Here is a 21,875-nt window from a genome sequence, read left to right as displayed (position 1 = left end):
CAGTTCGCTAGGCTGTCTTGAGAAGCGCATCTCGGCGCGCCAGGCTGGCGGTCGGCCACACCTCCTCGAGATCGTAATATTCCTCAAACGCCGGGACATCCGCCGGCAATTCGAGCCACGGGACCTTCGAGCGCGTGTAGATGTGAACGTCCGGCACGAGCACATGCGGATTATCGAGCGTTCCGACCCGCAGGAAGCTCAAGATTCCGCGGCGTCCGTAATCGCTCCAGAGCGCAATCTGGCAGTTCGGGCAGCGATAGACGTCATGAGGAAGCCCGCTCGCCGTCGGCAGCGTCACGACGACCGGCTCTGCCTTGAAAAGCTCGATCCGATCGCGCTCGATGAGCGCGTTGAGGACGAAAGCGCTGCCCGTCTCCCGCTGGCAGTCCCGGCAATGACAGCAATGCACGAACATCGGCCGCGATGTCAGCCGGTAACGCACCTCCTTGCAGGAGCATCCCCCTTCAAGTTCCACAGGCATGTCTTTCCCCCCAAGCCCTCAACCTCGCAGGAGGTGGGCCGACGAAGAAGCCCGGAAGTTTCGTCGGCCCCATCCTCACGGTTCGATCATGAGCAAGAGTTGAGGCAAGCAACACGCATTTTTTTGCACAGCCCCCTTGCGACTTGGTCGGCAGACGCAGAGAACGAGACAAGAACAACAGTACAATCCCGCAGCCAGGCCATCGCCTCGCAAGACAGGGATCGTTGCCCTATCTTGGGCTTAAGCGAATCGAAACCTGATGACCCATTCAAACACCGACCGACACGACGATCCCTTGTTCGACCCGCAGACGCCCGCGCCGCGGCCGGGCGGAATCGCGGCCCGCGCCCAGGCGGCGCAGGTCTCCGCTCCGGCGCGCTACCTGCAAGGCCTCAATCCCGAGCAACGCGATGCGGTGGAGACGACGGAAGGCGCGCTTCTCGTGCTCGCCGGCGCCGGCACAGGCAAGACCCGGGTTCTGACGACGCGCATCGCGCACATCCTCGCCTCACGCCGCGCCTTTCCCTCGCAGATCCTCGCGGTCACCTTCACCAACAAGGCCGCGCGCGAGATGAAGGTGCGGATCGGCGCCTTGATCGGCGGCGAACAGACGGAAGGCATGCCGTGGCTCGGCACCTTTCACTCGATCGGCGTCAAGATCCTGCGCCGCCACGGCGAACTCGTCGGCCTGCGCTCCGATTTCACCATCCTCGATACCGACGATCAGATCCGGCTGATGAAGCAGGTGATCCAGGCCGCGGGTCTCGACGACAAGCGCTGGCCCGCGCGCCAGCTCGCCAACCTCATCGATGGCTGGAAGAACCGCGGCTTGTCGCCTGACAAGATTCCGGATTCCGACGCTTACGCTTTTGGCAACGGACGCGGGCGCGAACTCTACACCGCCTATCAGGAGCGTCTGAAGACGCTGAATGCAGTCGATTTCGGCGATCTTCTGACGGAGTGCGTGCGGCTCTTCCGCGAACATCCCGATGTGCTCGAAAGCTTCCAGCAGCGCTTTCGCTACATTCTCGTCGACGAGTATCAGGATACCAACGTCGCACAATATCTCTGGCTGCGCCTCCTCGCCCAGCGTCCGGAAGGCGAGCGCGCCAATATCTGCTGCGTGGGTGACGACGATCAGTCGATTTATGGCTGGCGCGGCGCCGAAGTCGCCAACATCCTGCGCTTCGATCACGATTTCCCCGGCGCCAAGGTGATCCGCCTGGAGCGCAATTACCGTTCGACGGGCCATATCCTCGCCGCCGCGTCATGCCTCATCGCCCAGAACGAGAGCCGTCTCGGCAAGACGCTGTTTCCAGCAACCGACGAGATGGGCGCGCCGGTCATGGTCGCCTCCGGCTGGGATTCCTCAGAAGAGGCCCGCTCGATCGGCGAAGACATCGAAAGGAAACAACGCCAGGGCATCTCTCTCAATGAGATCGCGATCCTGGTGCGGGCATCCTTCCAGATGCGCGAATTCGAAGACCGCTTCGTCACGCTCGGCCTGCCCTATCGTGTCATAGGCGGCCCGCGCTTCTTCGAGCGCATGGAGATCCGCGATGCGCTCGCCTATCTGCGCGTCACGCAAAATCCGGCCGACGGGCTCGCCTTCGAGCGCATCGTCAACACGCCGAAGCGCGGCCTGGGTGCGGCCACCATCCAGCTCATCCACTCTCATGCACGCAGCCGCGACATCCCTCTTCTCGCGGCGGCCGGAGAGCTCGCGGCGACCGAGGAGATCAAGCCGCGCCAGCGCCAGGCTCTCGGCGATCTCGTTCGAAATTTCGCGCGCTGGTCGGAAATGCTGGAGCACACGCCGCATCCGGAACTCGCCGAAATCATCCTGGAGGAATCCGGCTACATCGAAATGTGGCAGCGCGACCGTTCGCCGGAGGCTCCGGGCCGGCTCGAAAACCTCAAGGAACTCGTCAACAATCTCGGTGAATACGATTCCCTCGGCGGCTTCCTGGAACATGTCTCGCTCGTCATGGACACCGAGGGTGGCGAGACGGAAGAAGCCGTCTCCATCATGACGCTGCATTCGGCCAAAGGGCTCGAATTCGACGTCGTCTATCTGCCCGGCTGGGAGGAAGGCCTCTTCCCGCACCAGCGCGCCCTCGACGAGAGCGGCAAGGCCGGCCTCGAAGAGGAACGCCGCCTCGCCTATGTCGGCCTCACGCGCGCCCGCCGCCACGCCACCATCTGGTTCGTCGGCAATCGCCGCGTGCATGGCCTGTGGCAGTCCACCCTGCCCTCGCGCTTCATCGACGATCTGCCGGAAGACCACGTCGAAGTGGCCGAGCCCGCAAGCTACGGCGGCTATGGCGGCGCCGGTCATTATGGGTCGGGCGGCTATGGCGGCTCACGCTTCGAGCGGATGGAGCCTTTCGATTCCGCCTATCGGACGCCGGGATGGCAGCGCGCCAAGTCGAACCGCGATCGCGCCGATCCGAGAAACCGCACCGGCCGCGGCCCGACGACACTCGAAGGAGAGCTCGTTGCGAAGTCGGTGATCGGCGGCAAGAGCCGCTATTCGGTCGGCGAGCGCGTCTTCCACCAGAAATTCGGCTACGGCACCATCCACACGATCGACGGCAACAAGCTCACGATCGACTTCGAAAAATCCGGCCGCAAGCGCGTGGTCGACAGTTTTGTCGAGGCGACCTGAGTAGGCTGGCTCACGCTGCCCGGACACCCTCTGCGCGAGTGACTTTCGACGAAAGTTGCGCAAACGGCGCTTGAAAGCAGCCGCAGCTGCTCTTTAATCCCGCTCTTTCAGCGCAGAGCCGGGTCCATGCACGACATTATCACCGAGATTGCGCTGATCGGCGCCACCGGCATTGCCGCCCAATGGTTCTCCTGGCGTTTCAGCCTGCCGGCGATCGTCGTCCTGTCGCTCGCGGGCCTTCTGATCGGCCCGGGCCTCGGCCTCATCGATCCGGAATCGGATTTCGGCGATTTCCTGCGCCCGATCATCGCGGTCGCCGTCGCCATCATTCTTTTCGAAGGCGGCCTGACGCTGCATTTCCACGAAATCCGCGAAACCTCGATGGGGGTGCGGCGGCTCGTGCTGGTCGGCGGCCCGCTGGCGTTCCTGCTGGGCACACTCGCCGCCCATTTCGTAGGCGATCTCAGCTGGCCGACGGCAACGGTTCTGTCCGGCCTCTTCGTGGTCACGGGTCCGACCGTCATCATGCCGCTGCTGCGCCAGGCCCGGCTTGCCCAGCGGCCAGCATCCCTTCTGCGCTGGGAAGCCATCATCAACGATCCGATCGGCGCCCTGTTTGCGGTCCTGGCCTTCGAAGTCATTCTCATCAACCATCACGAGCAGGCTTTCGCCGAATTCGCCATGTCGATCGGCGCGGCGGCCGTCGTGGCGCTGGCCGGCGCTTATCTTCTCGGCCGCGTTCTCGTCACCGTCTTCTCCCGCGGCTGGGTGCCGGAATACCTGAAAGTCCCGCTCATCCTGGCGGCCGTTCTCGTCGCCTATGCCGCAACCGACCTTCTGGTGGCCGAAGCCGGCCTCGTCGCGGTGACGGTGCTCGGCATCACGCTCGGCAATTCCCGCATTGCAAGCCTCGACGAACTGAAGCGCTTCAAGGAGACGATGACCGTCCTCCTCGTCTCGGGCGTCTTCGTGCTGCTCACGGCAACGCTCACCTGGGCGGATCTCACCGCGCTCAACTGGCGCCTCGCCGCCTTCATCGTCGTTCTGCTTCTCGTCGTCCGGCCGCTCTCCGTGCTCGTGGCGACGATCGGCAGCGGGCTCAAGCTTTCCGAGCGGCTTCTCGTCGGCTGGATCGCCCCGCGCGGTATCGTGGCGGTGGCGGTCGCGGGTCTGTTCGGAACGGAGCTTGCGGCGATCGGCATCGACGATGGCCCGCTAATGGTGCCGATCACCTTCGCCCTCGTCTTCGTCACCGTCGTCGTCCACGGCTTCACACTCCCCTGGGTGGCGCGCCACCTGGGTCTTGCAGCAGACAGGCGCTCGGGAATCCTCGTCGTCGGCGCATCGAACTTCACCAAGGCGCTGACGGCCCGTCTCAAGGAGATGAAGATCCCGACGATGGTGGCCGATCGCAACTGGTCGCGCCTGCGCCTTCTGCGGCAGACGGAGACGCCGACCTATTACGGCGAGATCCTCTCAGAGCCCGCGGAATTCTCCGTCGAGTTCAACCGCTACGACTATCTCATCGCGGCGACCGACAACGATGCCTACAACGCCCTCGTCTGCACGGACTTCGGCCCGCATTTCGGCCGCACCGACGTCTTTCAGATCGGACGTCAGCGCGACGAAGACTCCGGCAGCAAGAAGAACATGGCCGTCACCGTCGGCGGCCGGCCCCTGCTTGCGTCCGGAGCGTCCTACTGGGAGCTCGAGCGGCGCCTGTCGAGCGGCTGGACGATCCAATCGACCCCGCTTACGAAGGAATACACCTTCGAGGATTATCGCAACGAGCGCGGCGACGATCTGGAGATTCTGTTGTATGTCGCAGCCGACGGCAGCCTCTTCTTCGCCGAACAGGCGCAGGAGCGTGCCGCCTCCAATGCCGGGCGCATCCTAGCGATGGTGCCGCCCGAGACAGAAAACCAGGACCGCACGACGGAAAAATCCGTGCGTCGCAAGGTCCAGCGAGAGACAGACAAAGCCAAGACATGACGGCACGTATCAGTTTCACCGGCAGCCGGGAGGAAGCGGAGCTTCTCTCGGATCGGCTCGACGCGGCGTTTGAAGAGGAAGGCGGCGTCGTCGCCTTGAGCGAGGCCGGTCCGAACTGGCAGGTCGAACTCTATCTGGAAGGAGACGAGCTCGGCCCCCTCCAAACGAGGTTGAGCGACGCGCTCGGCGCCGACGCGACGAAGTTCGACATCGAAATCCTGCCGGAGACCGACTGGGTCGCCCAATCCCTGAAAGGGCTCGCGCCCGTCCCTGCCGGGCGTTTCATCGTTCATGGCGCCCATGATCGCGGCGCCGTTCCGGCCGGGCGGACCGGCATCGAGATCGATGCCGGCCAGGCCTTCGGCACCGGTCATCATGCAACGACGCTCGGCTGCCTGGAGACGCTGGACGAACTGGTGAAAGTCCGCCGCTTCGACCGGCCTCTCGACGTCGGCACCGGCACGGGGCTCCTGGCGATCGCGCTCGCGAAACTCTTGCGTGAACCCGTTCTCGCCTCCGACATCGATCCGATCGCCGTCGAGATCGCAGCTGAAAACGCCCATCTCAACGGCGTCGGCCATCTCGTCGAGACGATGACCGCCACAGGGCTCGGCCATCCGAGGATCGCCGCCTGCGCGCCTTACGATCTGATCGTCGCCAATATTCTGGCCGCGCCTCTGATCGCGCTCGCGCCGGCAATGGGACGCGCCAGCGAAGCCGACGGTGTCATCGTGCTCTCCGGCATTCTCAACACACAGGCCTCACGCGTTATGGCGGCCTACCGCAATCAGGGCTTTGCTCTGGAGACACATCGACGCTTCGGCGAGTGGAGCGTGCTCGTCCTGTCTCACCGCATCTGATCGAGTCCGAAGGAATGGCTCGGAACGAAAATCAGAACCGCGACGCGCGGTCGCGCGTCGCCGCAAGGTCGCTTCGGCGATAACCGAGACGTGCAAGCTCGTCATCATCGAGCTTCGAAAGGCAGACGTTGACCGCATGCTGCGCTTCGGCAAGCCGTGCCGCCATCAGACGATCCAGAATACGCCGCCACAGCGCTGGTCTGGCCCGATGTGCGAGATGACCGCTCTGGTCGAAGGTGAGAGACATGATGCACAAGTCCCGGTTGCGCTTTCGGGTGTGAGATACGCCTCGATGCGGCAATCGAAAATGCCGTCAGCCGCATGTCAGCCCCTCGCCTGTCGCAGCTCTGCGGAGAGTGGCGCGTGACGGCGCCCGCTGGTAAGGAAAGCCATGTTTCAAACCTATGACGACAAGAGCGACGCCACCCATTCGGCTGAACGGTTGGCAGCGCTGCGCACCGCTCTCAAAGAGCAGAATCTCGCGGGCTTCATCGTTCCGCGGGCCGACGAGCACCAGAGCGAATATGTGCCGCCCTCCGCCGAGCGGCTGTCCTGGCTGACCGGCTTCACCGGATCGGCCGGCACCGCCATCGTGCTGGCTGACGAGGCGGCGCTCTTCGTCGACGGCCGCTACACCGTTCAGGCGGCCGCACAGGTCGACAAGGCAGCCTTCGAGGTCGTCTTCATCGGCGACAAGAGCCCGACCGACTGGCTCGTCGAAAAGATCAAGGAAGGCGACCGCATCGGCTTCGATCCCTGGCTCACGACGCGAAGCCAGCGCCGCTCGATGGCGGCGAAGCTCGAAAACGCCGGCGCCGAACTCGTCGCCCTCTCGGAGAATCCGATCGATCTCGCCTGGAGAGATCGTCCCGACACGCCGACGGGCGCCGTCCGTCTGCACCCCGACGAGCTCGCCGGACGCAGCGCCGCGGAAAAGATCGCCGAGCAGAAGGAAGCGCTTGCCAAGCGCCGAGCCCAGGCGGTCGTCCTGACCGATCCCTCATCGATCGCCTGGCTGTTCAACATTCGCGGCAGCGACGTTCCGCACACGCCGCTCGCGCTTTCCTTCGCGATCGTCCACCAGGACAAAGCGCCGGATCTCTTCATCGACGGGCGCAAGCTTTCCAATGCCGTGCGTGACGCGCTGGCAGATCTCGCCGGCCTGCACGAGCCGGGCGAATTCGCCGACGCCCTGCGCGCCCTCGGCAAGGGCACGAAGGTTCTTTACGACGCGGCCGGCTCGGCCGAAGCCGTCGCGCTGCTCGTCGAGGAAGGCGGCGCCGAGATCGTCGAAGCCTCCGACCCGATCGCGCTTCCCAAGGCCCGCAAGAACGCCGCCGAAATCGCCGGCAGCCGCGCCGCCCATATCCGCGACGGCGTCGCCGTCACCCGCTTCCTCGCCTGGCTCGATCTTCAGCCGGCCGGCAGCGTGAGCGAGATCGACGCGGCGAAGAAGCTCGAAGAGATCCGCACCGAAACGGCGGAGCTCGACGGCTCCAAGCTCGAAGACGTGTCGTTCGATTCCATCTCCTCGACTGGACCGAACGCGGCGATGAACCATTACCGCGTGACTGAAAAGAGCAACCGCACGCTTGAGGCGGGAGAGCTCTACCTCATCGATTCCGGCGCCCAGTATCGCGACGGCACGACCGACATCACCCGCACCGTGCTCGTGGGCGAAGCGTCATCCGATCGCCTGACACTCTATCGCGACCGCTTCACGCGCGTCCTCAAGGGCCATATCGCGCTTGCCATGGCGAACTTTCCGAAGGACACCTCAGGCGCCCAGCTCGACGTCCTGGCACGCACGCCTCTCTGGCAGGCTGGTCTCGACTTCGATCACGGCACCGGCCATGGCATCGGCTCCTTCCTCGCCGTCCATGAGGGCCCGCAGCGCATCGCCAAGAGCGGCCATGTGGCGCTGGAACCGGGCATGATCGTCTCCAACGAGCCGGGCTATTATCGCCCGGGCGATTTCGGCATCCGCATCGAAAACCTGATCGTGGTGCGCGAGCCAAAAGTTCCGGTCGGCGGCGACAGGCCGATGCTCTCTTTTGAGACGATTTCGTTCGCGCCGATCGACCGCCGCCTGATCTCGCCAGCACTTCTGACGGCCGCCGAGATCGCCTGGCTCGATCTCTATCACGCGCGGGTGCGGGCAAGCCTCTCCTTCTGGCCGCACTACACCGATGCGGAACGCAAGTTCCTGGAGAATTCCTGCCGGCCGATCGTCCGCTAAGCGGCGGCCGGCTTGAACATCGCCTCAGCGGCCTTCGCGCCCTTGCAGGCCGCAACGAACCAGCGTGCCACCTGGCGCGCTGGGACGCTGAGCTCGGTATCGTCGCGCCAGGCGAGATAATAGGCGTAGCCGCTTTCATCGGCCGTGCCGAAAGGCGCCTCCACTCGGCCGTCATCGATCCAGCGATCGATCATCGGCCGGCGTCCAATGCCGAGCCCGACGCCGCCCGCCACCGCCTCGATGATTTGTTCGGTGCCGTCGAAAACCATCGCATTGTCGAGTGAGGGCGGCTCGATCTGACGCGCCTGCGCCCATTCCACCCATTCTTCCTTGTGGAAGGCGTTGACGATGAGGCGGACCGATCGCAGCGCCTCCTGTGGATCGGCGTTCTTCGGCAAAAGGCCGGTCTTGCAGACCGGAAATGTCTGCTCGTTGAAAAGATGCACCGAGGCGATGCCGGGCCAGCTCCCCTTCCCGTGCCGCAGGGCGAGATCGATCTGTTCTCGTTTCAAATCGATGATGCGGTTGGACGGCGCAAGCTGCAGCTTGATCTCCGGCAGCGCCGCCTCGAGCTCCATCAGCCGTGGGATCAGCCACATCGTGACAAGCGAGGTCGGCAGGGTGAGCGTCACGCGCCCACCGGGCCCTGCAAGCCTCTCGGTCGCCCGGCGGATGGCGGCGAAGGCCGGATCGATGTCCTCAAAATAGCTTGCGCCGGCAGCCGTGAGCTGGACCGCATTGCCCCGCCTCTCGAACAGCCGCACCCCGAGATAATCCTCGAGCTTGCGCACCTGATGGCTGATCGCCGATTCCGTCAGCCCGAGAGCGCTCGCGGCGTCACGAAAGCGCCCGCACTGGGCCGCCGCATGGAAGCTTCTCAAAGCGTGCAGGGGCGGCAATGCCGTGAGCCTCGTCTCATCCATAGCGCCTCACATGAATCTCATTCAGGCTGTCATGCATTCTGCGCGTTCGAATAACCGCGCCAGTCCAACTACCTTAGCCTCAGTCGATCGGCACAGCCAGAAGGCAAGGCTGATCAATATTCATGGAGGCAATGAATGAGATTCATCCAGCACCTTCTCCGCGCCCGCCGCAAGAGAAATGCCGCGCACGAGCTTCGGGGCCTCTCGCCCGATCTTCTCAACGATATCGGCATCAATCCGGCCGACGTCGACAAGGTGGCCGCGAAAATGCTGTCGAGCGACCAGCCGGCGCCGTCGCAGCCTCACGCGCTTCTCTTCAAGACGGCCCTGTTCATGCCGATCGACTGGCCGGGTCAGGTGCCGGCGAGGCAGCCGACATGCCGGCCAGCCTGACACGACAAGACAGGCTTTGCGGGCGGCGCAGCACCTCTCCGGACGAAAATCCGGGCCGCGCCGTCCACTGACGCTTTTATCCGCTGGCGCTCCTACTCGCCGATGAGCTTGAACCAGCCATCCTCGTCGATGACTTCGACGCCGAGATCGGCGGCCTTTTTGAGCTTCGAGCCGGCGCCCGGGCCGGCGACCACGAGATCGGTCTTGCCGGAGACGGATCCCGACACCTTGGCACCAAGACGCTCCGCCATCGCTTTGGCCTCGTCGCGGGTCATCTTTTCGAGTGAGCCCGTAAAGACGACCGTCTTGCCGGCGACGGGCGAAGCCGAGGCGACCTTCTCCGCCTCTTCCGGCGTCACCTCGCGCAGGAGCCGCTCGATCTCCTCGAGATTGTGCTCTTCGCCGAAGAACTGCGCGATGGCCTCTGCCACCACCGGCCCGATGCCATCGATGTCGTTGAGCTCCTGCCAGGCCTGACCTTCCTGATCCGTTGCCGCGCGGGCTCCCTCCAGGAAAGCCTCGACGGTGCCGTAATGGCGCGCCAGGCGTTTGGCGTTGGTTTCGCCGACATGGCGAATGCCGAGCGCATAGATGAAGCGGTTGAGCGAAATCTGCCGCCGCTCGTCGATCGCCGCGAAGAGATTGCGCACGCTCGTCTCGCCCCACCCCTCGCGATCCTTGAGCTTCTTGAGTGAGCGCTCGTCACGCGCGGAAAGCGTGAAGATGTCGGAGGGATGCATGATGAGGCCGTCCCGCCAGAACGCCTCGACCTGTTTCGAGCCGAGCCCCTCGATGTCGAAGGCCTCGCGCGAGACGAAATGTTTGAGCCGCTCCACCGCCTGCGCCGGGCAGATGAGCCCGCCCGTACACCGGCGCACGGCATCGGTGCGCCCCGTCTTGGGATCGTGCTCACGCACCGCGTCCGAACCGCATTCCGGACATTGGGTCGGAAACTCGAAAGGCTTAGCGTCTTCCGGTCGCCTCGAAAGGTCGACGTCGAGCACCTGCGGAATGACGTCGCCGGCCCGCTGGATGGTCACCGTATCGCCGACACGGATATCCTTGCCATCACGGATCGTCTCGCCGTCGCGACCGATCCCCTTGATGTAATCTTCGTTGTGCAGCGTCGCGTTCTGAACGACGACCCCGCCGACGGTCACCGGCTTCAGCTTCGCGACGGGCGTCAGCGCCCCGGTGCGCCCGACCTGGATCTCGATGCCCTCCAGAACCGTCGTCGCCTTCTCGGCCGGGAATTTGTGCGCGATCGCCCAGCGTGGCGAGCGCGACACGAAACCGAGACGCTCCTGCAGATCGAGCCGGTTCACCTTGTAGACGACGCCGTCGATGTCGTAGCCGAGCAACGCCCGCTCCGCTTCGATATGACGGTAATGCGCAAGCGCCTCTTCGACATTGGCGCAGAGCTTCATGAACGGGTTGGTCGGCAGCCCCCAGTCGCGAAACACCTCCATCACGCCCCATTGCGTGTCCGCCGGCAGCGCCGTCACCTCGCCCCAGCTATAGGCGAAAAAACGCAAGGGCCGGCTTGCCGTCACCCTGGCATCGAGCTGGCGCAGGGAGCCTGCCGCGCCGTTCCTGGGATTGGCGAAGACGCGGTCGCCCGCCTCCTCCATGCGCTGGTTGAGGGCTTCGAAATCGGCGTGGCTCATATAAACCTCGCCGCGCACTTCCATCACCTCCGGCGCACCCTTCGGCAGCCGCTCGGGAATATCCTCGATGGTGCGGAGATTGGCGGTGACGTCCTCGCCTTCGGTGCCGTCGCCACGCGTTGCGCCGCGCACCAGAACGCCGTTTTCGTAACGCAGAGAAGCCGACAGCCCGTCGATCTTCGGCTCGGCCAGAACCTCGATCGCCTCTTCCGGCTTCATCCCGAGAAACCGCCGGATCCGCGCCGCGAAATCGTGCACGTCCTCATCGTAAAAGGCGTTGTCGAGCGACAGCATCGGCACGCTGTGGCGCACCTTGGCGAAGCGGCCGGAAGGTTTTGCGCCGACTTTTTCGGAAGGAGAATCGCTGCGCTTCAGTTCCGGGAAACGCGCCTCGAGCGCCGCATTGCGCTGCCGGAGGGCATCATAGGCCGCATCGGAAACCGAAGGCGCATCGTCTTCGTAATAGCGCCGGTCATGCTCGGCGATCTCCGCCGCCAGCCGGGCGAGTTCCGCCTGTGCCTCGTCGAGGGTGAGCTTGTCGACAGGCTCGGCGGCAAGCGCCTCTTCGCCTTCGGACGACTTTTTGGAGCGTGATGCCATGCCGTCCTGTCGCGCAAAGCCGCGCCAAGCTCAAGAGGCTTGCGTCTCGCCCACGATGAGCCGTTCGGCCGCCGCCCGCGCCTCGTCGGTAATCGTGGCGCCCGCGAGCATGCGCGCAATCTCCTCGCGCCGATCTTCAGCCTCGACGCGTGTCACGGCCGTCGCCGTCTTGCGCCCTTCGTCGGTCACGCGCTTGGAGATGACGAAATGGCCGTTGGCGCGGGCCGCAACCTGCGGCGCATGCGTGACCGACATCACCTGCACGCGCTCTGAAAGCCGTGCGAGCCGCCGTCCGATCGCCTCGGCCACTGCACCGCCGACGCCCGAATCGATCTCGTCGAAGACGAGCGTCGGAGCGGACCCGCGGTCGGCGAGCGCCACCTTGAGCGCCAGAAGAAAACGGGCAAGCTCGCCCCCGGACGCGACCTTCATCAAGGGCCCGCGCGCCGTACCCGGATTGGTCTGAACCTCGAAGGACACCGTGTCGAAGCCATCCGCACTCCGCCGCGCATCGTCCCGCTGCAAATGCACGTGGAATGACGCGGCCTCGAGTTTGAGAGCAGGCAGTTCGGCGGTCACCGCCTCTTCGAGACCTCGCGCGGCCTCTTCCCGTCGCTCCGACAGAATGCGCGCCGCCGCGACATAACTTTCCTCGGCCTCGCGCACCGCGTTCTGCAGCCGCGCCAGCCGGTCGTGACCGCTTTCGAAATCGTCGAGCTTCGCCGCAAAATCCGCCGCCACGCCCGGAAGCGCGTCGGCCTCGCAGCGATATTTGCGCGCCGCCGCACGAATGGCGAAAAGCCGCTCCTCGACGCGCTCGAGCTCGCCCGCATCATGGCCGAGCTCGGTGACCGCCGCAGCAAGGCCCGAACGCGCATCTTCAAGCCGGTCGAGCGCCTGACCGATCGCTTCCACGATCGCGTCCATCACCTCCGGCATCTCGGCGCTCTTGCGTTCCAGCCGGCGCATGAGAGCGGCCAGATCCGGCACGGGCGAGACGTTGCCGCCCAGGATATCCAGCGCCTCGTTGAGGTCGCCCGCAACCTTCTCCGCCTGCATGAGAAGCCGTCGGCGATCGGCAAGCCGTTCCTCTTCGCCGGGTTCGGCTGACAACGCTTCGAGCTCTTCAACGGCAGCGCGCAGAAAATCGGCTTCGCGCTCGGCCGCCTCGATGGAGGCCTGCAGCTCTTCGGCCTGCCGCTCCGCTTCCCGCAGAACCTGGGCGTGGCCGGCAACTTCCGCCCGATCCCGTTCCAGCCCGCCAAAAGCATCGAGGAGCCTGCGGTGCTCTTCGGGGGCGACCAGCGCGCGTTCGTCGTGCTGGCCGTGAATTTCCACGAGCTGATGGCCGATCTCGCGCAAGAGCGAAACCGACACCGGCTGATCGTTGATGAAGGCGCGGCTGCGCCCGTCGCCCGACTGCAGGCGGCGAAGAACGAGAGGACCGTCGACCTCGATGCCGTTCTCCTCGCACGTCCGGACGACGGCATGCGTCGGAACGAGATCGAAGACGGCCGTCACCTGCCCCTGGTTCGCGCCGGAGCGCACCAGCGCCGCATCGCCGCGCGCGCCGAGAGCGAGCGCCAGCGAATCGAGCAGAATCGATTTGCCCGCGCCGGTCTCCCCCGTCAGGACGCTGAGACCGGCGGCAAAGTCGATCGACAGGCGTTCAATGAGAACGATGTCGCGGATGGTCAGGTTGGCCAGCATGGCCGCCGGAAGCTATCAGGTGGCCTGCCCCGAGCGGAAGGCCCGCGAGATCCAAGATCCCTTGCTTTCCGACGGTTCGACACCCTTGTCCGCCAGAAGCCGGTAGGAATCCTTGTACCAGGGGCTGTCTGGGAAGTTATGCCCAAGCACCGCGGCCGCCGTCTGCGCCTGATCGACGAGACCGAGGGCGAGATAGCACTCGACCAGACGATGCAGCGCCTCTTCGACATGACGGGTGGTCTGATAGGCTTCCACGACCGACTTGAATCGGTTCACCGCAGCCAGATACTCGCCGCGCTCCTGATAGTAGCGCCCGGTCTGCATCTCCTTGCCGGCGAGCTGATCGCGACCGACCTCGATCTTCCGGCGCGCGTCATCGGCATATTCCGAATCGGGATATTTGCTGAGGATCTGCCCGTAAGCGAGGATCGCGCGCTGCGTCATTTCCTGATCGCGCGTCACGTCGGGGATCTGCCGGTAATATGATTCGGCGATGATGTACTGCGCATAGGCCGCATCATCGCTGGCAGGGAACAGCGTCACGAAGCGTTTCGCCTCGGTCACCGCATCCGTGTAATTGCCGCGCTTGTAGTTGAGGTAGGCCGACAGGATCATCGAACGGCGCGCATAATCCGAATAGGGATGCTGCTTGTCGATCTCGGCGAACTTCTCCTTCGCCTTGGTCGTCTCCCCTTCCTTCATTGCTGCGAGGCCCTCGTTGTAGAGGACGTCGGCAGGAATGGTCGGTTCCTCCTCGATGATCTTCGTACGATCGCCGAAATTCGAGCAGGCCCCGAGCGAAGCGCCGATCGAGGCAATGAGGAGACTGGCGGCGACGATGCGCAGCCCGGGCTTGGTAGCTTCAGAGAAAGTCATGCATCCACACGGAGCAAAAGGGCACGGGCTGCCTCCTTATCGAAGATCAGGCCGACTGCAAAGCCGCATGCACACCGCAATCGCAAATGTCGGCCGGCTGCGATGGGCACAGCACGCAAAAATGGCTGCCATATGGTGATGGCGCCATCATCTGGTGACGGCTACGAACGGTCGGGAGCGAAGGCGGGGGCGAAATAGCCGGGCAGGCCTTCCGCCTGCTCGCTGCGACGCGGCGCGGGATCGGAGGAAACAAGCCAGCTCCACGCGGAGCGATCTTCCAGAAGCGCCGCAAGCGCCATGGCGTTGACCTTGTGGCCGCCGCGATAGGAGCGATAATGGCCGATGATCGGCGCTCCGGCGAGAGCGAGATCGCCGACCGCGTCGAGCAGCTTATGGCGAACGAATTCGTCCGGGTAGCGCAGGCCTTCCGGATTGACGACCTTGTCGTCGGCGATCACCACGGCGTTGTCGAGGGAAGAGCCGAGAGCGAGCCCCTTGGCCCAAAAGGCCTCGACGTCCTTCATGTAGCCAAAGGTCCGCGCCCGCGAGATGTCGCGGCGGAAGCTGTTCGCGGTGATGTTGGCCGCATGCTTCTGCCGGCCGATGACCGGGCAGTCGAAATCGATCTCGACGGTGAAGCGACGCCCGCTATAGGGCAGAAACTCGGCCCAGGAGGAGCCGAGGTCGATGCGGACCGGCTTCAACACCTTGATCGCGCGCGCCCGTGCAGGCTGCACCACGATACCGGCCTCGTCGATCGCCTCCACGAAGGCCGCGGCACTTCCGTCCATCATCGGGATTTCGGCGCCATCGACCTCGATCACGAGATTGTCGATCGAAAGTGCGGAAGTCGCGGCCAGAAGATGCTCGACGGTGGCGACCGAAAGTCCGGCTCCGTCGCCCAGGATCGTGCACATCTGCGTGCCGACGACGGAGGAAGACCGCGCGGGAATGGAAACATCCTCGCCCGCCTCGTTGCGGCGAACGAAGACGATACCCGTGTCCGGGTCGGCAGGAGACAGCCGCAACGTGACCGGCTTGCCGCTATGCGTGCCGATGCCCGTAAGTGTCGCATCCCTGCGGAGCGTCTTTTGGGCGCCCTGAGCGGTCTGTGTCATCAAGCCATCTTTCATGTTGTCGTGCCGGTGGCATCGCGAATCGGAGCGGACCGGCCCTCACCCGACGCGCCGGAAGCTAGCAGCAGCGGTCACAGTTTCGCCAATCAAGCTTTCTTACCTTTTGTTACCGACTTGAGATCCGGCGTTACTCGGATTTCCCTCATGAAAACATAAGCTTACAAAAAAAGCGGCCCCGGCGAAAAACGCCGGGGCCGCAAGAGCGTTACAGGCTGTGAGCGCCCATCAGCTGGTCTGGCGCCGCAGGAATGCCGGAATCTCGAGCTGGTCGTCCTCGCTGTGCCCAGCCGCGGCCGGACGGCCATGCGGATCGAGACCACCGCGTGCCGCCTGCTCGACCGCACGCCGCTGCTGCGGCCGGCCGAAGGTTTCGGCGGCCGACGGACGGGCCGGCGCCCGCTCGGGGGCGGCAGCGATCCGCGGCTCGATTTCCATGTCGCGAGCCTGACGCGGAGCCTGGCCTTCCTCGCCCTCGCCGTGCTTGGCGAGACCATGCGTCAGACGCTGCAGGAGGGAACGCGGACGGCGCTCTTCTTCCTCATTGGCGGCACCCCGGCTGGCGTGGATCTGCCGCTGTGCGATGGCCGGAAAATCCTCCACCTTTGGCATCCGCGGCTGCACGCTCTCCGGCCGTTCCGCGGCCTGCGGAACGAAAGCCTCCTGACGGCGCACCGGGGCCTCGCGCGTCTCCATCTCGTCATGCGCATCACGCGGCGCGATCAGGGACGGTTCGGGGCGAAACGGGCCGATTTTGATGCCTTTCTCCTGGCGAACTTCGGCACGCGGCTGCTGGTTCGTGTGCGGCACGGCGGCGGCTGCGGCAGCGACCTGGCGCTCGACCTGCTGCTGGCGCGGAGCAGCGAGTTCACGCTCCAGATCCTCAGCCATCGCCTCCTCGAAAGAAGGGGCCTTCGCCGCCACCTGCTCGGGAGCCTGACGGGCATGACCTGCCGGACCACCGACGCTCTTCAGGCGCTGCTTTAACTCCTGCATGCGCTGCTCGGTGTTCTCCGACTGGCGCTGTTCCTGGTCGATGCCGGTGGCGACGACCGAAACGCGGATGACGCCTTCCAGGCTTTCGTCGAAGGTCGCGCCGAAGATGATGTTGGCATCACCGTCGACCTCTTCGCGAACGCGGCTCGCCGCCTCGTCGACCTCAAACAGCGTCATGTCCTTGCCGCCGGTGATCGAGATCAGAAGACCCTGCGCACCGCGCATGGAGACCTCGTCGAGGAGCGGGTTGGAAATCGCCTTCTCGGCGGCTTCCACGGCGCGCTTGTCGCCAGAGGCCTCGCCGGTGCCCATCATCGCCTTGCCCATCTCGCGCATGACGGAGCGGACGTCGGCGAAGTCGAGGTTGATGAGCCCGTCCTTGACCATCAGGTCGGTGATGCAGGCGACACCGGAATAGAGGACTTCGTCGGCCATGGCGAAGGCGTCCGCGAAGGTCGTCTTCTCGTTGGCGATGCGGAACAGATTCTGGTTCGGGATGACGATCAGCGTATCGACGTGCTGCGTCAGCTCGTTGATGCCGGCCTCGGCGAGGCGCATGCGGCGCTGGCCCTCGAACTGGAACGGCTTCGTGACAACACCGACGGTCAGTATACCGGCATCGCGTGCAGCGCGCGCCACCACCGGTGCGGCGCCGGTGCCGGTGCCACCGCCCATGCCGGCGGTGATGAAGACCATGTGCGCGCCGGTCAGATGGTCGTTGATCTCGTCGATCGTTTCTTCGGCAGCGGCCCGCCCGATCTCCGGCTGCGATCCGGCGCCGAGGCCTTCCGTCACCGCGACGCCCATCTGCACGACGCGGTCGGCGCGTGACATCGTCAGCGCCTGAGCGTCGGTGTTGGCGACGACGAAGTCGACGCCCTGCAGGCCTGCTTCGATCATGTTGTTGACCGCGTTGCAGCCCGCCCCGCCCACACCGAAGACGGTGATCCGGGGCTTCAGTTCGGTAAGATCCGGCATATGCAAATTGATGGCCATCTGTTGTCCTTTCGCCGCTGTCCTCGCGTCGGGCATCTGCCTTGCCCACGCCTATTCTCAATTCCCGCTCGGCCCCGCGCCGCGCGTCAGAAACTCTCCCTGATCCATCGCCCCATGCGGGCGAAGTATCCATCCGTCCCGGTCATCGCGAACTGGCTCGGACGTCTCGTCCGGAACTGCTCGATGCGGGCGACCTGGGGATAGGTGATAAGGCCGAGCGCCGCCGCGAAGGCCGGTCCTTTGACCGCTTCAGGCAACGCATTCGCACCCTGCTGCGGGCGGCCGAGACGCACATTGCGTCCAAGCACCCGCCGCGCCGTTTCCGTCAGTCCGGTGAGCTGGCTCGCCCCGCCGGTCAGAACGACGCGTTTGCCGACGATCTCGGCAAATCCCGATTCGTCGATCATCGTGCGCGCCATTTCGAGGGTTTCCTCGATGCGCGGCCGGATGATGCGCGTCAGCGTCGAGCGTGGCACCGCATTCGGTGCGTCTCGCTCGTCCTCGCCGACAGGCGGGATCGTCAAAATGTCTTTCTCGTCGGAGATCGAAGGCAGCGCCGAGCCGTGACGCGCCTTCAGGCGCTCCGCATCGGCAAGCCGGGTCGAGAGGCCGCGCGCGATATCCATGGTGACGTGGTTGCCGCCGATCGGAACGCTGGCCGCGTGAATGAATTGGCCTTCGTAGAAGATCGACAGGCTGGTGGTGCCGCCACCGAAATCGAGACAGGCGACGCCGAGCTGCGCCTCGTCCTCGACGAGGACCGAAAGCGCCGACGCATAAGGCGTCGCAACCACGGTCTCCACTTCGAGGTGGCAGCGGTTGACGGCGAGTTCGAGGTTCGTCAGCGGCGCTTCGTCGGCGGTGACGACATGCATGTCCACCCCGAGCTCGCTGCCGAGCATGCCGCGCGGATCGGCAATTCCCCTGTGCCCGTCGAGCGCATAGCCGATCGGCAGGGAATGGACGACGACGCGCCCGTCGGCGATGGAATTGGCGCAGCCCGCGCCCAGGACGCGCTGAATATCGATCTCCGACACGCCCGAACTGGACAACTCGACTGTGGCAGAAAACGTATCGCTCTTCAGACGTCCGCTCGACACGTTGACGATGACGGAGCCGATCGTCATGTCGGCCATCCGCTCGGCCTGATCGACGGCGATCCGGATCGACTTTTCCGCCTCTTCCAGATCGACGACGGCACCCGATTTGATGCCGCGCGAGCGCGTCAGCCCGAAGCCGATCACCTCGGCGTGATGCGTGCGGCCCGCCTGATGATCGCCCTCGAGCGGCTTCAGGCGTGCAATGAGGCAGGTGGTCTTCGATGAGCCGACGTCGAGCACGCTCACCACGGCGGTGCGGCGTGGCGACAGCGGCTTGATGCGGGAGCCGGCGTTTTCAGTGATGGCGTTCAAATCTCGCCTCCAGCTTTGGCGAGGCGACGGATCACCGATTCATTCTCCTTGATGACGGTTTCGGCCATATTGTCCGCAAGGCCGATGCGGATGCGGTCCTTGAGGCGCAGATCGATGGTGACGATCTCGCGCGACAGGACGTCGTCCTTGTCCTGCAGGGCCTTCAGGCGATCGATCGCCTCGTCGACCCCGCTCTCGGGCAGCTGAACGGTGATGCCGTTCTTCGTGACGAGATCCCAGCGGCGCTCCGAGACGAGTACGGCCGTGCGCATGCGCTCCGCCAGGAACGGGTGCCGCTGCACCATGGTCATGAACCCGTCGGCACGGCTGTCCGCGCCCTTGCCGACGACGAACGGGAGTGCGGCGAAGCGCACATCCTTGTACGGCCCGATGACCACACCAGCGCGGTCGATGATCGAGATCACCTCGTCGTTCTGCCAGAGCGCGAAGGGCGTGCGCTCGGTGAGCGTGATGTCGAGCCGGTTCGGATAGAATTTGCGGATGTCGGCGTCTTTGACCCAGGGCAGCGCGATGAGGCGCTCGCGCGCGTCGCTCGCGTCAAATCCGAGCAGCGACCCACCACGAATGTCGAGCTGATCGACAACCGCGGATTCGGGCGTCTCGATCTCGCCCCCGATGCGGATCTCCTGAATGCCGAAAAAGGCGGCGGCAACGGTGCGGTCGAGCAGCGTCAGCATGTGACCGCCGGCGATCAGACCGTAAAGAATGGTGGCGCCCAGGAAACCGATCGCGGCGACCTGACCGTAATGGTGCTGCCGGCCGGTCTGCATCTTTTCCACGATGCGACGCAGGCGCGGCGGCACGGCGCGATGCAGGGTATGGCCGAGACCGGCGCTCAACGCGTCGACCCGAGCCCCCTGATCTGCCAGCCACGTCCCTATCGTCGGCACGATGCATCCTCCACAAGCCACGTCACCAGATCCCCGAAACTGCGGCCTGCATGGGCCGCCATGTCCGGGACCAGGGAGGTCGGCGTCATGCCTGGCTGTGTGTTCACTTCCAGCCAGATGAGCTCATCGCTTTCCTCGCAGTACCTGAAGTCGCTGCGAGACACTCCGCGACACCCGATGGCACGATGCGCCTCCAAAGCGAACCTGCGGATATTTTGGTAAACAAATGGTTTAAGATTGGCCGGGAGAATGTGCTTAGAGCCCCCCTGAAGATATTTTGCATCAAAGTCATAGAAGCCGTGGCCCACGGGAACGATGTCGATGACGTCGAAGGCCTCCTCCTCGCCCGGCCGTCCCATAACGGCACAGGTGAGCTCCTTGCCGGCGACATAGTGCTCGACCAGCACCTCCTCGCCATAGGTCCAGGAATCGCCCAGAAGCGATTGCGGCGGATGCGCCTGATCCTCAGGTACGATCGTCACGCCGAAGGACGAGCCTTCGTTGATCGGCTTCACGACATAGGGGGGCGCCATGACGTGTTCGCGCGCCGTTTCCTCGCGAGTGACGACACGCTGTTCCGCGACCGGCACGCCGACATTCGCCACGACGGCCTTCGCCTTGACCTTGTGCATGGCGAGCGCGGAGGCGAGCACACCGGAATGCGTGTAGGGAATCTCGAGGATTTCCAGGAGGCCCTGGATCTTGCCGTCTTCGCCGAAAGGCCCGTGCAGAGCGTTGAAAGCAACGTCCGGACGCAGATCGCTGAGAACTTTTGCGATATCGCGCCCGACATCGACGCGCGTCACCCGATAGCCCCGCTCCTCCAGGGCATCGGCACAGGATTTGCCGGAGGAAAGGCTCACCGATCGCTCCGACGACCAGCCTCCCATCAAGACGGCGATATGGGTGTTGCGGGTCACGGCAGCGCCTCCCTCTGCTCCAACCGACGCGCCTGGCGCTCGGTCCGCATTCGAACGAAGCCGCAATCTCGACCCGAAAGGGTTAGAAATCGTTAACTAAGAGGTGGATCGGCGATTCTTTGAAAGGCGCCCACTCAGGCACCCAGGAACGGCTCGACCTTGCCCGTCTCGCCGAACCGGCCGAGGCGCCGGACCTCCCAGTCGAGCCGCACGCCGGAATGGGCGAGAACCCGCGCCCTCACCGTCTCGCCCAACAATTCAAGGTCATAGGCGCTGGCGTCATCCTCGTTGATGAGGAAGTTGCAATGCATCTCGGAAACGCGCGCCCCGCCGATCTTAAGCCCTCGGCAACCGGCGGCATCGATCAGCTCCCAGGCACGCTGGCCGGGCAAATTCTTGAAGGTCGAACCGCCGGTGCGGGTCTTGATCGGCTGCGCCTCTTCCCGGTGTTTCTGCACCGCATCCATCTCGGCTCGGATCTCGTCCTCGGGCCGTTTCTCGCCCCTGAAGAGCGCTTCGACGAAGATGAGATCCTTGGGCGCGTCGCTGTGGCGGTAGGAATAGCCCATCTCCGCCTGCGTCAGCACATGGCGGTTGCCCTGGCGGTCGAGCGCCACGACCTCGATCAGCCGATCGCAGGTTTCGCCAGCATTGGCGCCCGCATTCATCCTGAGCGCCCCGCCGAGCCCTCCCGGTATCCCATGATAGAACGCGAAGCCGCCGAGGCCCGCATCGAGCGCCGCCTTCGCAAAAAGCTTGTCGGGAAGCGCGGTGCCGACGCGAATGAGATCACCATCGACCTCGATCTTGCCGAGCCCTTTGCCTGAGAGGCGCACGACCACGCCTTCGATCCCGCCATCACGGATGAGGAGATTGGAGCCGAGACCGATCACGGTCACCGGCACCTCTTCGGGCAGAGCTTTCAGAAGAAAGGCGAGATCGTCGGCATCGGCCGGCATGGCGAGAAGATCGGCCGGCCCGCCGGCCCGCAGCCAGACGATCGGCGCGAGCGGCTCGTTCGCCTTCAGCCTGCCGCGGAAGCCTTCGAGCAGGCCCTCGAGTTCCTGAGCGCGCATCACAATCCCTGCCGATCGAGCT

Annotated in this window: 17 protein-coding genes; 5 read left to right on the top strand and 12 right to left on the bottom strand. The window is 64.7% G+C overall.

The features are described 5' to 3' along the window. Window positions 1-7: 7 nt before the first annotated feature. Window positions 8-481, bottom strand: a complete 474-nt coding sequence (locus ACK8CP_RS02880; RefSeq protein ID WP_414833292.1) for a GFA family protein — start codon at window positions 479-481, stop codon at window positions 8-10. Between the two features lie 259 nt (window positions 482-740). On the opposite strand from ACK8CP_RS02880, the gene ACK8CP_RS02875 reads away from it, so the two are divergent. From ACK8CP_RS02875 to ACK8CP_RS02865, 3 genes are all read left to right on the top strand, one after another. After that, entirely contained in the window at window positions 741-3,149 is a 2,409-nt protein-coding gene (locus ACK8CP_RS02875; protein ID WP_414833291.1) for an ATP-dependent helicase, read from the top strand. Between the two features lie 126 nt (window positions 3,150-3,275). Next, complete coding sequence (locus ACK8CP_RS02870) at window positions 3,276-5,141, top strand: cation:proton antiporter (RefSeq protein WP_234628440.1); 1,866 nt, start codon at window positions 3,276-3,278, stop codon at window positions 5,139-5,141. Then, window positions 5,138-6,001 carry a 50S ribosomal protein L11 methyltransferase gene (locus ACK8CP_RS02865; RefSeq protein ID WP_234628441.1) on the top strand — a complete coding sequence of 288 codons (864 nt, stop codon included), beginning with the start codon at window positions 5,138-5,140 and terminating at the stop codon, window positions 5,999-6,001. Before ACK8CP_RS02870 ends, ACK8CP_RS02865 begins: the two co-directional genes overlap by 4 nt. Before the next feature lie 31 nt (window positions 6,002-6,032). Here ACK8CP_RS02865 and ACK8CP_RS02860 read toward each other — a convergent pair whose 3' ends face one another. Beyond that, window positions 6,033-6,248 carry a hypothetical protein gene (locus tag ACK8CP_RS02860; RefSeq protein ID WP_234628442.1) on the bottom strand — a complete coding sequence of 72 codons (216 nt, stop codon included), beginning with the start codon at window positions 6,246-6,248 and terminating at the stop codon, window positions 6,033-6,035. A 144-nt stretch (window positions 6,249-6,392) separates the two neighbouring features. Here ACK8CP_RS02860 and ACK8CP_RS02855 point away from each other — a divergent pair, with 144 nt between their 5' ends. Then, window positions 6,393-8,240, top strand: a complete 1,848-nt coding sequence (locus ACK8CP_RS02855; protein WP_414833290.1) for an aminopeptidase P family protein — start codon at window positions 6,393-6,395, stop codon at window positions 8,238-8,240. Here the strand turns inward: ACK8CP_RS02855 and ACK8CP_RS02850 are convergent. Then, a complete protein-coding gene (locus ACK8CP_RS02850; protein WP_414833289.1) occupies window positions 8,237-9,163 on the bottom strand; it encodes a LysR substrate-binding domain-containing protein in 927 nt (308 codons plus the stop codon). The genes ACK8CP_RS02855 and ACK8CP_RS02850 overlap by 4 nt on opposite strands. Before the next feature lie 135 nt (window positions 9,164-9,298). Here ACK8CP_RS02850 and ACK8CP_RS02845 point away from each other — a divergent pair, with 135 nt between their 5' ends. Next, complete coding sequence (locus ACK8CP_RS02845; RefSeq protein WP_414833288.1) at window positions 9,299-9,556, top strand: DUF1127 domain-containing protein; 258 nt, start codon at window positions 9,299-9,301, stop codon at window positions 9,554-9,556. 92 nt (window positions 9,557-9,648) lie between these two features. Here the strand turns inward: ACK8CP_RS02845 and ligA are convergent, their stop codons facing one another. The 9 genes from ligA to murB form a co-directional block, all read right to left on the bottom strand. After that, window positions 9,649-11,823 (bottom strand): NAD-dependent DNA ligase LigA, encoded by a 2,175-nt coding sequence (ligA, locus tag ACK8CP_RS02840; RefSeq protein WP_414833287.1) that lies wholly within the window; start codon window positions 11,821-11,823, stop codon window positions 9,649-9,651. 30 nt (window positions 11,824-11,853) lie between these two features. Further along, a complete protein-coding gene (recN, locus tag ACK8CP_RS02835) occupies window positions 11,854-13,533 on the bottom strand; it encodes a DNA repair protein RecN (protein WP_414833286.1) in 1,680 nt (559 codons plus the stop codon). A gap of 15 nt (window positions 13,534-13,548) precedes the next feature. Then, on the bottom strand, window positions 13,549-14,409 hold the full coding sequence (locus ACK8CP_RS02830; RefSeq protein ID WP_234628448.1) for an outer membrane protein assembly factor BamD: 861 nt from the start codon (window positions 14,407-14,409) through the stop codon (window positions 13,549-13,551). Window positions 14,410-14,570: 161 nt separating this feature from the next. Next, window positions 14,571-15,527: a UDP-3-O-acyl-N-acetylglucosamine deacetylase gene (lpxC, locus tag ACK8CP_RS02825; RefSeq protein WP_414833285.1), complete on the bottom strand. Its 957-nt coding sequence runs from the start codon at window positions 15,525-15,527 to the stop codon at window positions 14,571-14,573. 243 nt (window positions 15,528-15,770) lie between these two features. Continuing rightward, the gene (gene ftsZ / locus ACK8CP_RS02820) at window positions 15,771-17,534 is read right to left on the bottom strand and encodes a cell division protein FtsZ (protein ID WP_234628450.1); all 1,764 of its coding nucleotides are present in this window, start codon (window positions 17,532-17,534) and stop codon (window positions 15,771-15,773) included. 86 nt (window positions 17,535-17,620) lie between these two features. Further along, window positions 17,621-18,946 carry a cell division protein FtsA gene (gene ftsA, locus ACK8CP_RS02815; RefSeq protein WP_255701285.1) on the bottom strand — a complete coding sequence of 442 codons (1,326 nt, stop codon included), beginning with the start codon at window positions 18,944-18,946 and terminating at the stop codon, window positions 17,621-17,623. Next, entirely contained in the window at window positions 18,943-19,857 is a 915-nt protein-coding gene (locus ACK8CP_RS02810) for a cell division protein FtsQ/DivIB (RefSeq protein ID WP_414833284.1), read from the bottom strand. Before ACK8CP_RS02810 ends, ftsA begins: the two co-directional genes overlap by 4 nt. Then, complete coding sequence (locus ACK8CP_RS02805; protein ID WP_414834177.1) at window positions 19,845-20,747, bottom strand: D-alanine--D-alanine ligase; 903 nt, start codon at window positions 20,745-20,747, stop codon at window positions 19,845-19,847. The genes ACK8CP_RS02810 and ACK8CP_RS02805 overlap by 13 nt, the downstream gene beginning before the upstream one ends. Window positions 20,748-20,911: 164 nt before the next feature. Beyond that, complete coding sequence (gene murB, locus ACK8CP_RS02800; protein ID WP_414833283.1) at window positions 20,912-21,853, bottom strand: UDP-N-acetylmuramate dehydrogenase; 942 nt, start codon at window positions 21,851-21,853, stop codon at window positions 20,912-20,914. Window positions 21,854-21,875: the final 22 nt, after the last annotated feature.

This window comes from Afifella sp. YEN Y35 (assembly GCF_047553465.1).
GTDB lineage: Bacteria > Pseudomonadota > Alphaproteobacteria > Rhizobiales > Afifellaceae > Afifella > Afifella aestuarii.
Note: the sequence above shows the minus strand (reverse complement) of the source record. Positions and strands in the feature narration are given on the sequence as shown.

Bases quoted from the DNA above. Each gene is read 5' to 3' on its own strand.
- ACK8CP_RS02850 (WP_414833289.1), bottom strand. From the start codon at position 9,163: ATGGATGAGACGAGGCTCACGGCATTGCCGCCCCTGCACGCTTTGAGA.
- murB (WP_414833283.1), bottom strand. From the start codon at position 21,853: ATGCGCGCTCAGGAACTCGAGGGCCTGCTCGAAGGCTTCCGCGGCAGG.
- ACK8CP_RS02875 (WP_414833291.1), top strand. From the start codon at position 741: ATGACCCATTCAAACACCGACCGACACGACGATCCCTTGTTCGACCCG.
- recN (WP_414833286.1), bottom strand. From the start codon at position 13,533: ATGCTGGCCAACCTGACCATCCGCGACATCGTTCTCATTGAACGCCTG.
- ACK8CP_RS02805 (WP_414834177.1), bottom strand. From the start codon at position 20,747: ATGGGAGGCTGGTCGTCGGAGCGATCGGTGAGCCTTTCCTCCGGCAAA.
- ACK8CP_RS02855 (WP_414833290.1), top strand. From the start codon at position 6,393: ATGTTTCAAACCTATGACGACAAGAGCGACGCCACCCATTCGGCTGAA.
- ACK8CP_RS02865 (WP_234628441.1), top strand. From the start codon at position 5,138: ATGACGGCACGTATCAGTTTCACCGGCAGCCGGGAGGAAGCGGAGCTT.
- ftsZ (WP_234628450.1), bottom strand. From the start codon at position 17,534: ATGGCCATCAATTTGCATATGCCGGATCTTACCGAACTGAAGCCCCGG.
- lpxC (WP_414833285.1), bottom strand. From the start codon at position 15,527: ATGACACAGACCGCTCAGGGCGCCCAAAAGACGCTCCGCAGGGATGCG.
- ACK8CP_RS02845 (WP_414833288.1), top strand. From the start codon at position 9,299: ATGAGATTCATCCAGCACCTTCTCCGCGCCCGCCGCAAGAGAAATGCC.
- ACK8CP_RS02860 (WP_234628442.1), bottom strand. From the start codon at position 6,248: ATGTCTCTCACCTTCGACCAGAGCGGTCATCTCGCACATCGGGCCAGA.
- ligA (WP_414833287.1), bottom strand. From the start codon at position 11,823: ATGGCATCACGCTCCAAAAAGTCGTCCGAAGGCGAAGAGGCGCTTGCC.
- ACK8CP_RS02880 (WP_414833292.1), bottom strand. From the start codon at position 481: ATGCCTGTGGAACTTGAAGGGGGATGCTCCTGCAAGGAGGTGCGTTAC.
- ACK8CP_RS02870 (WP_234628440.1), top strand. From the start codon at position 3,276: ATGCACGACATTATCACCGAGATTGCGCTGATCGGCGCCACCGGCATT.
- ACK8CP_RS02830 (WP_234628448.1), bottom strand. From the start codon at position 14,409: ATGACTTTCTCTGAAGCTACCAAGCCCGGGCTGCGCATCGTCGCCGCC.